Origin of the sequence: Xylophilus sp. GW821-FHT01B05, assembly GCA_038961845.1 — a bacterium.
Lineage (GTDB): Bacteria > Pseudomonadota > Gammaproteobacteria > Burkholderiales > Burkholderiaceae_C > Xylophilus.
Genome location: CP152408.1, coordinates 1,441,774 through 1,455,353 on the forward strand (window position 1 = coordinate 1,441,774; position 13,580 = coordinate 1,455,353).

The 13,580-nt window shown below is 67.1% G+C and carries 12 protein-coding genes; 6 read left to right on the forward strand and 6 right to left on the reverse strand.

Features of this window, described 5'->3' with window-relative positions; all coding sequences use genetic code 11:
- Positions 1-38: 38 nt before the first annotated feature.
- The gene (locus AAFF27_06815) at positions 39-965 is read right to left on the reverse strand and encodes a LysR family transcriptional regulator (protein XAH24899.1); all 927 of its coding nucleotides are present in this window, start codon (positions 963-965) and stop codon (positions 39-41) included.
- Positions 966-1,062: 97 nt separating this feature from the next.
- Between AAFF27_06815 and AAFF27_06820 the strand changes: the two genes are divergently transcribed.
- From AAFF27_06820 to AAFF27_06840, 5 genes are all read left to right on the forward strand, one after another.
- Positions 1,063-2,034 (forward strand): tripartite tricarboxylate transporter substrate binding protein, encoded by a 972-nt coding sequence (locus AAFF27_06820; GenBank protein ID XAH24900.1) that lies wholly within the window; start codon positions 1,063-1,065, stop codon positions 2,032-2,034.
- A gap of 130 nt (positions 2,035-2,164) precedes the next feature.
- The gene (locus AAFF27_06825) at positions 2,165-3,778 is read left to right on the forward strand and encodes a gamma-glutamyltransferase family protein (protein ID XAH24901.1); all 1,614 of its coding nucleotides are present in this window, start codon (positions 2,165-2,167) and stop codon (positions 3,776-3,778) included.
- A 21-nt stretch (positions 3,779-3,799) separates the two neighbouring features.
- On the forward strand, positions 3,800-4,747 hold the full coding sequence (locus tag AAFF27_06830; GenBank protein XAH24902.1) for a DMT family transporter: 948 nt from the start codon (positions 3,800-3,802) through the stop codon (positions 4,745-4,747).
- 26 nt (positions 4,748-4,773) lie between these two features.
- A complete protein-coding gene (locus AAFF27_06835) occupies positions 4,774-5,562 on the forward strand; it encodes an SDR family oxidoreductase (protein ID XAH24903.1) in 789 nt (262 codons plus the stop codon).
- A gap of 93 nt (positions 5,563-5,655) precedes the next feature.
- Positions 5,656-6,645 carry a quinone oxidoreductase gene (locus AAFF27_06840; protein XAH24904.1) on the forward strand — a complete coding sequence of 330 codons (990 nt, stop codon included), beginning with the start codon at positions 5,656-5,658 and terminating at the stop codon, positions 6,643-6,645.
- A gap of 156 nt (positions 6,646-6,801) precedes the next feature.
- Here AAFF27_06840 and AAFF27_06845 read toward each other — a convergent pair whose 3' ends face one another.
- The gene (locus AAFF27_06845; protein ID XAH24905.1) at positions 6,802-7,719 is read right to left on the reverse strand and encodes a LysR family transcriptional regulator; all 918 of its coding nucleotides are present in this window, start codon (positions 7,717-7,719) and stop codon (positions 6,802-6,804) included.
- A gap of 91 nt (positions 7,720-7,810) precedes the next feature.
- On the opposite strand from AAFF27_06845, the gene AAFF27_06850 reads away from it, so the two are divergent.
- On the forward strand, positions 7,811-8,818 hold the full coding sequence (locus AAFF27_06850) for a bile acid:sodium symporter family protein (protein XAH24906.1): 1,008 nt from the start codon (positions 7,811-7,813) through the stop codon (positions 8,816-8,818).
- 184 nt (positions 8,819-9,002) lie between these two features.
- Here the strand turns inward: AAFF27_06850 and AAFF27_06855 are convergent, their stop codons facing one another.
- From AAFF27_06855 to AAFF27_06870, 4 genes are all read right to left on the reverse strand, one after another.
- Complete coding sequence (locus AAFF27_06855) at positions 9,003-10,673, reverse strand: Na/Pi cotransporter family protein (GenBank protein ID XAH24907.1); 1,671 nt, start codon at positions 10,671-10,673, stop codon at positions 9,003-9,005.
- Between the two features lie 85 nt (positions 10,674-10,758).
- Positions 10,759-11,589 carry a phosphodiesterase gene (locus AAFF27_06860; GenBank protein XAH24908.1) on the reverse strand — a complete coding sequence of 277 codons (831 nt, stop codon included), beginning with the start codon at positions 11,587-11,589 and terminating at the stop codon, positions 10,759-10,761.
- Positions 11,586-12,653, reverse strand: coding sequence for an ABC transporter ATP-binding protein (locus AAFF27_06865; protein XAH26174.1), 1,068 nt, complete (start codon positions 12,651-12,653; stop codon positions 11,586-11,588). Before AAFF27_06865 ends, AAFF27_06860 begins: the two co-directional genes overlap by 4 nt.
- Positions 12,654-12,669: 16 nt before the next feature.
- Positions 12,670-13,467: an ABC transporter permease subunit gene (locus AAFF27_06870; GenBank protein XAH24909.1), complete on the reverse strand. Its 798-nt coding sequence runs from the start codon at positions 13,465-13,467 to the stop codon at positions 12,670-12,672.
- Positions 13,468-13,580: the final 113 nt, after the last annotated feature.

The window sequence follows — 13,580 nt, forward strand, 5'->3', positions numbered from 1 at the left end:
ATGAAAGACGGCGCCTTCTTTGGGCGCCGTTTTTCTTTTCAGGGCTTGTTCACGCGCGGCGGCTTCATGTGCTGCCTGGCCATTGCCAGGAAAGCCATGGCGGCCGGGGTGAGCGGATGCTTGGCCAGCCGGATGGCGACAACCGGGTACTCCAGCGTTGGCCGTGCCACGGCCACGGCCCGCAGGTTGCCGGGCATCAGCACCTCCACATAGCGCGGGAGCAGGGCGACACCCGCACCAGACTGAATCAAACCGAAGGCGGTCGACAGCATCGACACGTGGTGCACCACGCGCGGATACACATTGGCCACGCTCGAGAGTTGGCGGCTGACGGCGCGCCAGATATTGGCGTCCGGGTTGACGTGGATGAAGGGCAGTGAATCGAGGTGCTTGGCATCGACCACCACGCGCTGCGCCAGCGGATGGTCGTCACGCAGGAAAAGCGCCATGCGTTCCGTGAACAGCGGTTCGGTCGCGAGTTCCGAATGCTGCTGCCCGATGTCCGAGCCAAAGCCCAGGTCTGCCTCCTGCGAGAGGATGCGCGCAATCATCTGCTCAGCCGTACTGTCGAGCAGCGTGGTCGCCAGCGTCGGGTGCTGCTGCGAGAAGCGGCCGAGCAACGGCGGCAGCAGGGCGCCTGCCGTGAGGTGGCCTACCGCCAGCACGACGCGACCTTCGCGCAACTGCGATTGAGAACGGCAGGCGCCGACGGATTCATCGATCAGCCGCAACGCGCGCACGGCCGTCTCCACCATCACCTGGCCCGCGCCCGTCAGTTGGATGCGGCGGCCGCGCACCACCAACGGCTGACCAAGCTCTTCCTCCATGCGCTTGATCAGGTGGCTGATGGCCGGCTGTGTCAGCTGCAGGCTCTCTGCCGCCAGCGTGAAGCTGCCCGTTTCGGCCACCGCCGCCAGCGCGCGAAGCTGCTGCAGCGAGACCTCTTCGGTGGCGTTCTTTGTCATAAGCAGCGCTAATAGTTGAATAAGCAGAATTATCTGGCTTGATGCGCGGGCGCTGAATAGCATGCAAGGTTTTTCCACCGGTCCAGAATCCAGCACCATGAAAAGAATCCAGTTCCTTCAAGGGGTCGCCGCGGCGCTGTGCCTGGCAGCGTCGTCCGCCAGTCTGGCCCAGGGCTACCCGAACAAGCCGATCCGGTTGATCGTGCCGTTCCCGGCGGCCGGCGCCACCGACCTTTTTGCCCGCACGCTGGGCCAGAAGATGGGTGAGAAGCTGGGCACCACGCTGGTGGTCGACAACAAGCCCGGCGCCGGCGGCGCCATCGGCTCCGACCAGGCCGCCAAGGCCGCGCCAGATGGCTACACCATCCTGCTGGCCACCACCAGTACGCACTCCATCGGCCCGGCCATCAGCAAGCTGCCCTACGACACGGTGCGCGACTTCACACCCATCGCGCATGTAGGCGACGCGGCCAGCATCATGCTGGTGCCGGTCGATTCGCCCGCCAAGACCGTGCGCGAATGGATCGCCTACGCACAGAAGAACCCCGGCAAGCTCAACTACGCGTCGAGCGGCAACGGCACCATCGTGCAGCTGACGGCCGAGCTGTTCAAGGCGCAGGCCGGCGTGTTCGTCACGCACATTCCCTACAAGGGCACGGCGCTGGCCATTCCCGACCTGATCAGCGGCAAGATCGACGTGCTGTTCGACTCGCTGCCCACCGGCATGCCGCATGTGCGCGATGGCCGCTTGCGCGCGCTGGGCGTGACCTCGCTCAAGCGCAGCCCGCTGGCGCCCGAGCTGCCGCCCATTGCCGACACGCTGCCGGGCTACGAATCGAACACATGGTTCGGCTTCTATGGCCCGAAGAACCTGCCGGCGGACATCGTCGCGAAGATCAACAAGGCGGCCAACGAGGCACTCGCCGATCCTGAAGTGAAAGAGAAGCTCGCCCGCCTGGGCATCGAGACCGCGACTCCGGGCACGCCCGACCAGTTCGCGAAGATGGTCGCCGCCGACGCCGCCAAGTGGAAGAAGATCGTGGTCGAACGCAAGATCACCAATGAGTAATGGGCTCGCCCCCAGGCTGCGCGCACTTCGTGTCGCTTCGCCAACCCCCTACCGGGGGCAACACCAGCGGCCCGGCAAAGCCGGTTCCGCGGTGTTCCTGAATTGTTCAAGCTATCTTTGAAGGCACTGTATGAAGTTTGACTACGCCAACCCCTACCTCTCGACCCGCATCCCGATCTTCGCGCGCAACGTGGTGTCGACCTCGCACCCGCTGGCCTCGCAGGCCGGCCTGCGCATCTTGCAGCAGGGCGGCAACGCGGTCGATGCGGCCATTGCCACTGCCGCCGTCATGACGCTGGTCGAGCCGGTGAGCAACGGCCTGGGCAGCGATGCCTTTTGCATCCTGTGGGACGGCAAGGAACTGCACGGCCTCAACGCCTCGGGCCCGGCGCCCAAGGCCTGGACGCCCGAATACTTCAAGGCCAAGTACGGCGCCGACGCGGCCAATCCGCCGATGCGCGGCATCGACTCGGTCACGGTGCCGGGCGCTGTGCGCGGCTGGGTGGCCATGAGCGAGCGCTTCGGCAAGCTGCCCTTCGCCGACCTGCTGGCGCCAGCCATCGACCTCGCCGAGCGCGGCTACCTCGTGCCGCCGGTGGTGCAGGGCAAGTGGGCTGCGGCTACGCCAGTGCTGCAGTCGCAGCCGGGCTTCGCGCAGACCTTCCTGCCATGGGGCCGTGCGCCCGAGGTGGGCGAGCTGTTCCGCTTCACGGCCGCGGCGCGTGCGCTCAAGGCCATTGCGGCTACCCGCGGCGAGGCCTACTACAACGGCGAGATCGCCGAGGCGCTGGCGAAGTTCTCGGCCGAGCAGGGCGGTGCGCTCACGGTGGCCGACCTCGCGGCCTACCAGCCCGAGTGGGTCAAGCCGATATCGCGCGACTACCGCGGCCACACGCTGCACGAGATTCCGCCCAACGGCCAAGGCATTGCCGCGCTGATCGCGCTCGGCATTCTCGAAAAGTTCGACATCGCCTCGCTGCCGGTCGACTCGGTGCAATCGCAGCATCTGCAGATCGAGGCGATGAAGCTGGCCTTTGCCGACGTGTACCGCTACGTGTCGGAACGCGGCACCATGGAGGTTACGACCGAGCAGATGCTCGACGACGCCTACCTGGCCTCGCGCGCGCGCCTCATCGATGTGAAGAAGGCGCAAGACTTCAAGGCCGGCAACCCGGTGAAGGGCGGCACCATCTACCTCACGGCGGCCGATGAGAGCGGCATGATGGTGAGCTTCATCCAGAGCAACTACATGGGCTTCGGCTCGGGCTGCGTGGAGCCTGAATTCGGCATCAGCCTGCAGAACCGCGGCCACGGCTTCAGCCTGAAGGCCGAGAGCCCGAACGTGGTGGCGCCGGGCAAGCGCCCATTCCACACCATCATCCCGGCCTTCCTCACCAAGGACGGCCAGCCGGTGATGAGCTTCGGTGTGATGGGCGGCAACATGCAGCCCCAGGGCCACATGCAGACGCTGGTGCGCATGCTCGACTACAAGCAGAACCCGCAGGCCGCCTGCGACGCGCCGCGCTGGCGCTTCAACGCGGGGCTCGAGATCAACGTCGAGGCGGCGATGAACCCGGTCACGGTGCAGGGCCTGCGCGACCTGGGCCATCACCTGGAAGTGATCAACGACTCGTACCAGGACTTCGGTGCTGGCCAGTTCATCTGGCGCGCGGGCGAGCCATCGGTGGAAGGCTACGTGGCCGCCAGCGATCCGCGCCGCGATGGCTTGGCTGCGGGGTATTGAGCTTCACGCGATGATCGGGGGATGAACAAAGCAGCCGCGTCGGTCGGCACACTCCCGCAGGAGGACGCAAAAAAGAGCATTGCGTCCGGTTTGATCCTCGCCTCGCTGGGCGCTATCGCCTTCAGCGGCAAGGCCATCATCATCAAGCTCGCCTACCGCCATGGCGTGGATGCGGTGACGCTCATCATGCTGCGCATGCTGTTCGCGCTGCCGCTTTTTGCGGTGATGGCGTGGTGGGCGGGGCGCGGCAAGCCAAAGCTCACGTCGCGCGACTGGCTTGGCGTGGCCGGGCTCGGGTTTTCGGGCTACTACCTTGCGAGCTTTCTGGACTTTGCCGGGCTCGCCTACATCTCGGCCAGCTTCGAGCGGCTGATCCTGTACCTCAACCCCACGCTGGTGTTGTTCTTTGGCTGGCTGCTGTACCGGCGTCATCCGACGCGGCCGCAGGTGCTGGGCATGGTCGTGAGCTATGCCGGCGTGCTGCTGGTGTTCGGCCACGAACTCTGGACCGGCGGTGGCGGCAAGGGTGGCGGCGCGGCGGCCTGGGGCGCGTTCCTGGTGTTTCTGAGCGCGGTGAGCTATGCGGGCTACCTCGTCTACAGCGGCGAGTTCGTCAAGCGCCTGGGCTCGTTGCGGCTCGTGGGGCTGGCGACCACCGTGGCCTGCGTGCTGTGCATATTGCAGTTCGTGCTGATGCGGCCGATGAGCGTGGCTTTCGAGGTGGCGCCTGAAGTCATCTGGCTGTCGGTGCTCAATGCCACGCTGTGCACGGCGGTGCCCGTCCTCATGGTGATGATGGCCATCGAGCGCATCGGCCCCGCGGTGGCGGCGCAAACCGGCATGATCGGGCCCCTGTCCACCATCCTCATGGGGGTGGTCATATTGGGCGAGCCGTTCACGCCGTGGATCGCCGCCGGCACGGTGCTCGTCATTGCGGGCATCTTCGTTTTTACACGCAAGGGGCGATAAGCCCCTGCACGATAGGAGCAAGCAACATGGATCTGGGTATTGCAGGCAAGACCGCGCTGGTGTGTGGCGCGAGCAAGGGGTTGGGCTACGGCTGCGCCGAGGCGCTGGTGCGCGAAGGCGTGAATGTGGTGATCGTGGCGCGTGGCGCCGAGGTGCTGGACGCGGCCGCGAAGACGCTGACGCAAGCCGCCACGGCAGGCGCGTTCGTCAAGCACGTGGCCGCCGACATCACCACCGAAGCCGGCCGCGCCGCCGTGTTCGCGCTGGGCCACGACTTCGACATCGTCGTCACCAACGCCGGCGGCCCGCCGCCCGGCGACTTTCGCAACTGGGACCGCGAGGCGTGGATCAAGGCGGTCGATGCCAACATGCTCACGCCCATCGAGCTGATCAAGGCCACGGTCGACGGCATGGCCAAGCGCGGCTTCGGCCGCATCGTGAACATCACGTCGAGCTCGGTGAAGTCGCCCATCGACATCCTGGGCCTGTCGAACGGCGCGCGCAGCGGCCTGACCGGCTTCGTGGCCGGCGTGGCGCGCACGGCCATTGCGGCGCAGGGCGTGACCATCAACAACCTGCTGCCCGGTGCCTTTGACACCGATCGCCTCAAGGGCACGATGGCTGGCGCGGCCCAGAAGTCGGGCCAGGATTTCGATACAGTGTGGGAAGCCCGCAAGAAGAACATCCCAGCCAAGCGTTTTGGCACGCCGGCCGAGTTCGGTGCCATCTGCGCGTTTCTGTGCAGCATGCAGGCTGGCTACATGACCGGGCAGAACGTGCTGGCCGACGGTGGGGCGTATCCGGGCACCTATTGATGGTCTTCGGGCGGCACCAGGATGCCCGTCAGCCTGCGCGGCTGCGGCTTTCATGGCAGGATGCCCGGCCTTGATAGCCACAGGAGCGCACCCATGAGCAAAGCCATCCGTATTGACCGCCACGGAGGCCCCGAGGAGATGAAGATCGTCGACGTGCAGGTGGGCGAGCCCGGCCCGGGCGAGATCCGCATCCGGCACCACGCCATCGGCCTGAACTTCATCGACGTCTACCAGCGCTCCGGCCTCTACCCCTTCGCCATGCCGCTGCAACTGGGCATGGAAGGCGCTGGCGTGGTCGAGGCAGTGGGTGAGGGCGTGACGCACCTGCAGCCCGGCGACCGCGCCGCCTATGCGGCCCAGCCGCCGGGCAGCTATTGCGAGCTGCGCGTGATGCCGGCCAAGAATGTGTGCCGGCTGCCCGATGCCATCTCTTTCGACACCGGCGCCGCGATGATGCTCAAGGGCCTGACCGCGCAGTACCTGCTGAAGAAGGCGCGGCCGGTCGAGGGCCTGGAGCCCGGCGACTTCGTGCTGTTCCATGCCGCAGCCGGCGGCGTCGGCCTGATTGCCTGCCAGTGGGCGCGAGCACTCGGCCTGCAACTGATCGGCACCGCAGGTTCTGACGACAAATGTGCGCTGGCATTGGCCAACGGCGCCAGCCATGCGATCAACTACCGCACCGAAGACTTTGCCGCGCGCGTGAAGGAGATCACCGGCGGCAAGGGCGTGAAGGTGGTCTATGACTCGGTCGGCAAGGACACCTGGGACAAGTCGCTGGACTGCCTGCGCCCGTTCGGGCTGATGGCGAGTTTTGGTGCCGCCTCCGGCCCGGTGCCGCCGTTTGCGCCGGCCGTGCTGGGCGGCAAGGGATCGATCTACGTCACGCGCCAGACCCTGTTCACCCACATCGCCACGCGCGAGTCCACCCAGGCCATGGCCGACGATTTGTTCAAGGTGGTGGAGTCTGGCCAGGTGAAGATCCACATCGCGCAGCGCTACGCACTGGAAGACGTGGCCCAGGCGCACCGCGACCTGGAGGCCCGCAAGACTACGGGCTGCACCATCCTCACTTTGCAAAGGTAAACACCCCCAGGCTTCGCGCTTCGCGTCTTCGCCAACCCCCTTGCAGGGGGCACATCCAGCGGCCCGGCAGAGCCGGTTCCGCGGATGTCTTGGCATGGCCTGCTCCGCGGCCTTCGGCGCCAGCCGGTTTCATGTGCCTCCGGTGGCTGGGTGGGCTCAGCCCCGCGCGATCCCTGGCACCTCTGGCAATTGCGTAGCCATCTGCCGCACCAGCTGCCAGACCTCCAGCGCCACCGGCGACAGGCTGCGGCTGCGGCGGTGCGCCAGCATGATGGCGCGGTTCACATGCGGTAGCAGCGGGCGCGCCACCAGGCCTTGCGGCACGGTGGGCGGCAGGGCCAGGGCGGGCAGCACGGTGATGCCGATGCCGGCCTCGACCATGCGGAAGATGGTGGTGGGGTGGCCCAACTGCTGCACGACCTTGCAGTCGGTGCCGTGCAGCAGCAGCGCGTTGTCGATCAGGCGCCGGCTGCCTGAGGCGTGGTCGAGCAGCACCAGGTTCTCGCCCGCCAGCGCCTGCCAGGCCACGCCGGCCTCGGCCGCGAGCCGGTGGCTGGCGGGGCAGACCAGGCAGAAGGGCTCTTGCAGGATGGTTTCGCAGTGCAGGTCGTCGGCATCGGCCGGGTCTACCACCACGCCGAAATCGACCTCGCCGGCGCGCACGCTGTCGAGCACGTCTTGCTGGATGCGGTCCAGCAGCACCAGCTCGATGCTGCCCGGCAACTGGCTGCAGGCGGCGATGCAGGCCGGCATCAGGCTGGCCGATAGCGTGGGGCTGCTGGCCACGCGCACGCGGCCGCGGCGCGGCTGGGCCATGCCGCGCACGTCCAGCAGCGCGCCCTCCAGGTCGTCCAGCACCCGCTCCAGGTGGCCCGCCAGGCGCCGCCCGGCTTCGGTGGGGCTGACCTCGCGCGTGGTGCGGTCGAACAGGCGCACGCCCAGCTCCTGCTCCAGGTCGCCGATGGCGCGGCTGACGGCGGGCTGGGTCAGGCCAATGCGCTCACCCGCCTTGCTGAAGTTGCAGAGCGAGGCAGCGGCCTGGAACACGCGCAGCTGGCGAAAGCTGATATTCATACGTATAAATTATATATCTATCAAATAAATCGATTTGTCTTTTCAATGAGGCAGAGTTCCAATCGCCGCAATCTTTTCTTCTGTTCCTGCCATGGCACGCTCCCGCTTTCTTCCTGACAACTTCACGCTGTCGCTGCTCAGCACGGTGCTGCTGGCCTCGCTGCTGCCGGCCTCGGGCCGCACGGCGCATTTCTTTGACGGCCTGACGACGGCGGCGATTGCGCTGCTGTTCTTCATGCATGGCGCCAAGCTGTCGCGCGAGGCAGTGATGGCCGGCATCACGCACTGGCGCCTGCACCTGCTGGTGGTGGCCAGCACCTTCGTGCTGTTCCCGCTGCTGGGCTGGGGGCTGCGGCCGCTGCTGGAGCCACTGGTCACGCCGCAGCTCTACACCGGCATCATGTTTCTGTGCGTGCTGCCGGCCACGGTGCAGTCGGCGATTGCACTCACCTCGATCGCACGCGGCAACATGCCGGCAGCGGTGTGCAGCGCCTCGGCCTCGACCCTGCTGGGCGTGTTCATTACGCCGCTGCTGGTGAATGTGCTGGTGCAGCCGGGCGGCTCGGCCCAGCATTCGCTGGATTCGGTCGGCCGCATCCTGCTGCAGCTGATGGTGCCCTTTGTGGCCGGCCATCTGCTGCGGCCCTGGATTGGCGGCTTCATGCGGCGCCGCTCGGCTACGCTCAAGTACGTGGACCAGGGCTCTATCCTGCTGGTGGTCTATACCGCCTTCAGCGCGGCCATCATCGAAGGCCTGTGGCAGCAGGTGCCACTGCCGGCGTTGCTGGGCCTGCTGGTGGTGTGTGCGGTGGTGCTGGCGGCGGCGCTGTTCATCACGACCTGGCTCAGCCGGCGCCTGGGCTTTACCAAGGAGGACGAGATCACCATCGTCTTCTGCGGCTCCAAGAAGAGCCTGGCCAGCGGCGTGCCCATGGCCAAGGTGTTGTTTGCCGCGCCCGCGGTGGGTGCCATCGTGCTGCCGCTGATGCTGTTCCACCAGATGCAGTTGATGGTCTGCGCGGCGCTGGCCCAGCGCTATGCGCGCCGGCCGGTGGCGCCGCTGGAGGCCGATGCCGTGCCTTCAGCCATCAAGCCTTGATGCTATTATTTATATAGCTATAAGCCCAGGTGGCATAAGGGCTGGAGGCATATTTGACTGATATTTTTTAACTACTCACCCCCATTCGCCCTGAGCCTGTCGAAGGGCTTGGTGATGCGTGGCAGGGCTTCGACAAGCTCAGCCCGAACGGTGTGGGGGCTGAGTAGTTACGATATTTTTTGTTTCAGTCCCGCGCTGCTGCGGCTTCGGTCGTCGGCGGCTTGCGCAGCCGGTTGGGGGCCAGCACGCCGGCGGTGTCCAGGATCGGGTAGGCGATAGAGCAGATGTGCGAGTTGATGCGCTTCAGGTCGCTGATCAGGTCGATGTGCAGTGAACTGGTCTCAATGCTCTGCACCGTGTTGTCCGAGAGCCGGTCGAGGTGGGTGGTGGCATAGGCGCGCTCCAGGTCGCGGAAGCGGGCTTTTTCTTCCAGCAGCTTTTGCGCGTCGCGCACATTACCGTTGAGGAACACGCTCATCGACAGGCGCAGGTTGTCGATCAGGCGCTGGTGCAGCTCGACCAGCTCGGCCATGCCGGCCTCCGAGAAGCTGCGGCTTTTGCGGATCTTCTTGTCCTCGATGTCTTGCAGCACGCGCTCGATGATGTCGCCGATCTGCTCCATGTTGATGGTGAAGCTGATGATGTCGGTCCAGCGCCGGCTTTCTTCCTCACCCAGCGCCTCGCGCGAGATCTTGGTGAGGTAGTACTTGATGGCCGAGTACAGCTCGTCCACCGTGTCGTCCATCTTGCGCAGGCGCTCGGCCAGCGCCACGTCGTTGTGGCGCAGCACCTCGACCACGCCAACCAGCATGGTCTCGACCACGTCGGCCTGGTGCAGCGCCTCGCGTGCTGCGCAAGAGATGGCCAGCGAGGGCGTGGACAACGCCGATGGGTCCAGGTGCTGCAGCCGCTGCTGCGACTCGGCCGCGGCGGGCTTGGGCAGCAGGCGCTGCACGATGCGCGCCACGCGGTTGGTGAGGCCAATGAAGCCCACGCTGATGACCACGTTGAAGGCCAGGTGGAACAGCACCACGCCGTGCGTGGCATCGGGCATCAGTGGCTGTACATGGCGCAGCCACAGGCCAATAAAAGGCGCGACGATGGCCACGCCCATGACCTTGAACACCAGGTTGCCCACGGTCACCTGCCGCACCTCGGCCGACGACTTGGCCGTGGTCAGCACCGCCAGCAGGCCGCTGCCCAGGTTGGCGCCCAGCACCAGGCCCAGCGCCACGTCCAGCGGCACCACGCTGGAGGTGGCCATGGCCGCGATCAGCAGCACGATGGCCAGGCTGGAATAGGCGATCACCGCCAGCACGGCGCCGAGCGTGATCTCCATCAGCACGTCGCTGTTGACGGATGCCAGCAGCGCGCGCACTGCCGGCGAGGCCAGCAGCGGCTCGGTGGCCTCCACCACCAGGCGCAGCGCCAGCAGCATCAGGCCGAGACCGATCAGCACCCGGCCCACGCGCCCGGCAGTGCCGGCCTGGCGCGACACAAACAGCACCACGCCGACAAAGATCAGCAGCGGCGACAGCCAGGACAGATCGAAGGAGAAGAACACCGACATCAGCGCGGTGCCCACATCCGCGCCGCGCATCACGGCCAGCGCCGCCGGCAGGGCAATCAGGCCCTGGCCGACAAAGGACGATGTCATGAGCGAGGTGGCCGTGCTCGACTGCACCAGCGCCGTCACGCCTATGCCCGACAGCGCCGCGGTAAAGCGGTTGCCCATGCTGCGCGCCAGCAAGCGGCGCAGGTTGGCGCCAAACACACGCAAGACACCCGTCCGCACGAGATGGGTGCCCCACACCAGCAGGGCCACCGCCGCCAACAAATTCAACAAATGCTTCATGTACTCGCGCAGCTGCGCGTCTTCCCCAGGTGGTGCACCGCGACCGGCGGCGACGGGAAGCGTCTGTCTGTCGGTGCGTCGGTTATCAATCGATCAATATGCCATTCTCGTGGAATGGATAGGGGCCTTCCACTTCCGTGCTGGAAACCAGGTGCGAAATCAGCTTGCCGGAGGGCGCAAGCGCCAAGATACGGAAACTGGCCGGCTCCATCACCCATTGCGAGGGCGCATCGGCCGCCATGTCCAGAAACACGGAGTGCGCCGGGGCAGGTGAGGTGCAGGCAATGGTAGCGCCGAAGCGCACCTCGATCGCGCGGTGCAGGTGGCCGGCGATCACGCGCTCGACTTGGGGGTGGCGGGCGATCAGCGCCTCCAGCTCGCGCGCGCCCTGCAGCAGGCCTTGCTCATCCATGTGGCCGATCAGGGTGTCAAAGGGCGGGTGGTGCAGCGCCACCACCACCGGACGGCCGGCGCTGGCCTCCAGCGCATCCGACAGCCACTGCAGCCGCTCGGCGCACAGGCTGCCATAGCCATGGCCGGGCGTGACCGAGTCGAGTGCGATCAGCCGCAGCCCGGCTATGTCCACCGCGTACTGGACGAAGGGGCCGCTGCCCAGGTAGGCGTGTTCGGGGAAGGCGCGGCGCAGCTCGGCACGGTCGTCGTGGTTGCCGGGCATGAGGTAGATCGGCATGTCCAGCGGCGCCAGCAGCTCGCGCAGGTAGGCGTATTCGGCCGGCCGGCCGAAATCGGTCAGGTCGCCGGTGATGACCACCGCATGCGGGCGCTGGGCCAGCCGGCGCACGGCGGCAACGGTCTGGCGCAGGTAGGCGGCGGTGTCGACGCGGCGATAGGCGAGCCGGCCCGGCTCGCGGATATGCAGGTCGGTCAGCTGGACCAGGAAGGTGGGGGCGGTCATGCGGTGGCGCTTTCAGTGGAGGGGATCAGGCTCTCAGGGGCGATCCGGATGCCGACCTGGTCGCCATCGCGCCAGGGGCTGTCGCGCTCTACGTCGGCCAGCAGCAGAGCGGGCTGGTCGTCCAGCGCCAGGCGCAGCTGCACGCGCTCGCCCAAGAAGCTGCGCCGCGCCACCGTGGCGCGGCCCCAGCCGGCTTGTGGCGCGCCCAGGCGCACGTCTTCCGGGCGCACCAGCAGCGTCGGGTGGCCGGCCAAGCCCGCCGGGCAGGCCAGCGGCATTCCGCCCAAGGGCAGGGTGTTGGCCGCGAGTTGCGCCGGGCCGCGCTCCAGCCGGTTCACGCGGCCAAGGAACTCGGCCACAAAAGGGTGGCTTGGGCGGCGGTACAGGTCCTCGCCGCGGCCCACCTGCACGATGCGGCCGGCGCGCATCACCGCCAGCCGGTCGGCAATGGCCAGCGCCTCTTGCTGGTCGTGGGTGACGTGGATGGCGGTGATGCCCAGCGTGCGCAGCAAGTCGGCCAGCTCATCGCGCAATGACTCCTTGAGCTTGGCGTCGAGCGCGGTCAGCGGCTCGTCCAGCAGCAGTACGCGCGGGCGCACGGCCACCGCGCGCGCCAGGGCCACGCGCTGGCGCTGCCCGCCCGACAGCTCGGCCGGGCGCTTGCCCTGCAGGCCGTCCAGGCGCACCAGCGCCACCAGCTCGGCCACCGCGCGGCGGCGCTCGGCCTCGGGCACGCCGCGGATGCGCAGGCCGTAGCCAATGTTGGCCTCGACCGTCATCTGCGGGAACAGTGCGTAGTGCTGGAACACCATGCCTACGCCGCGCTGCTCGATTGGGCGGCGCGTCATGTCCTGGTCGCCAAAGAGGATGCGGCTGCCCGCGTCGGGCGACTCCAGGCCGGCGATCAGGCGCAGCAGCGTGGTCTTGCCGCAGCCCGAGGGGCCGAGCAGGGCCAGCACCTCGCCCGGTGCCACCTGCAGCGTGGTCGGCTGCAGGCCGCGTGTGCCGTCGGCATAGGTCTTGGCGCAGTTGCTTACGTCCACGCCGATGCGCTCGAATTCCAAGGCAGATGTCATGGCATCAGGTCTCGTAACGTTTTTGCAAGAGATTGGCCAGGTGCTGCAAGGCCCACAGCACCGGCAGGATCACCAGGAAGAACACCAGCGTGTAGGCCGAGCCAACCTCGATGCGCATCGAGGCATAGCTGTCGGCCAGGCCCACTGGCAGGGTGCGGGTCAGCGGCGTGTGCAGCATCCAGGTCAGGTTGAATTCGCCGACCGACAGCGTGAACACCATCAGGCTGCCCGCCACGATGGCCGGGAACACCGCCGGCACCATCACGCCGGCCAGGCAGCGCCAGAAGCCGGCCCCCAGCGAGCGCGAGGCCTCTTCCAGCGCGCGCAGGTCGCGGCGTTGGAAGGCTGACGACAGCACCCGCACCATGAAGGGCCGCGTGTAGATGATGTGGCCCACCAGGATGAAGCCAAAGCTCTGCCGGAAGGCCGTGATCTGCCCATAGGCCAGGATCAGCGCCAGCGCGGTCGCCAGGCCGGGCACGGCCACCGGCAGCGTCAGCAGCTCTTCGAACACTCCTGCCCAGCGCGAGCGGCTGCGCGCCAGCGCATAGGCGCAGGGCACGCCCAGCAGCAGCGTGCCCGCCACCGCGCCCAGGGCAATCGCCAGCGACCAGGCGACGGTGTCGCCATAGTTGTCCAGCACCTCGGCCAGCCAGCGCAGCGTCAGCCCGCTGGACAGCCCGGTGCTGTAGTTGTTGACCAGCCCGGCCAGCACCGACAGCAGCATGGGCGCCAGCATGAAGAGCGTCACGGCCAGCGTAGTGGCGAGCAGAAAGGGGGATGCGTTGCGGGATGTGCGCATGGTCAATCCAATGATCTATGGCGCAACGCGCCGTCCGCGACGTATGAGACCAACCAGTACCGGGGGCCGCCGGAGCAGGCCAAGCGCAAACATCCGCGGAACCGGCTTTGCCG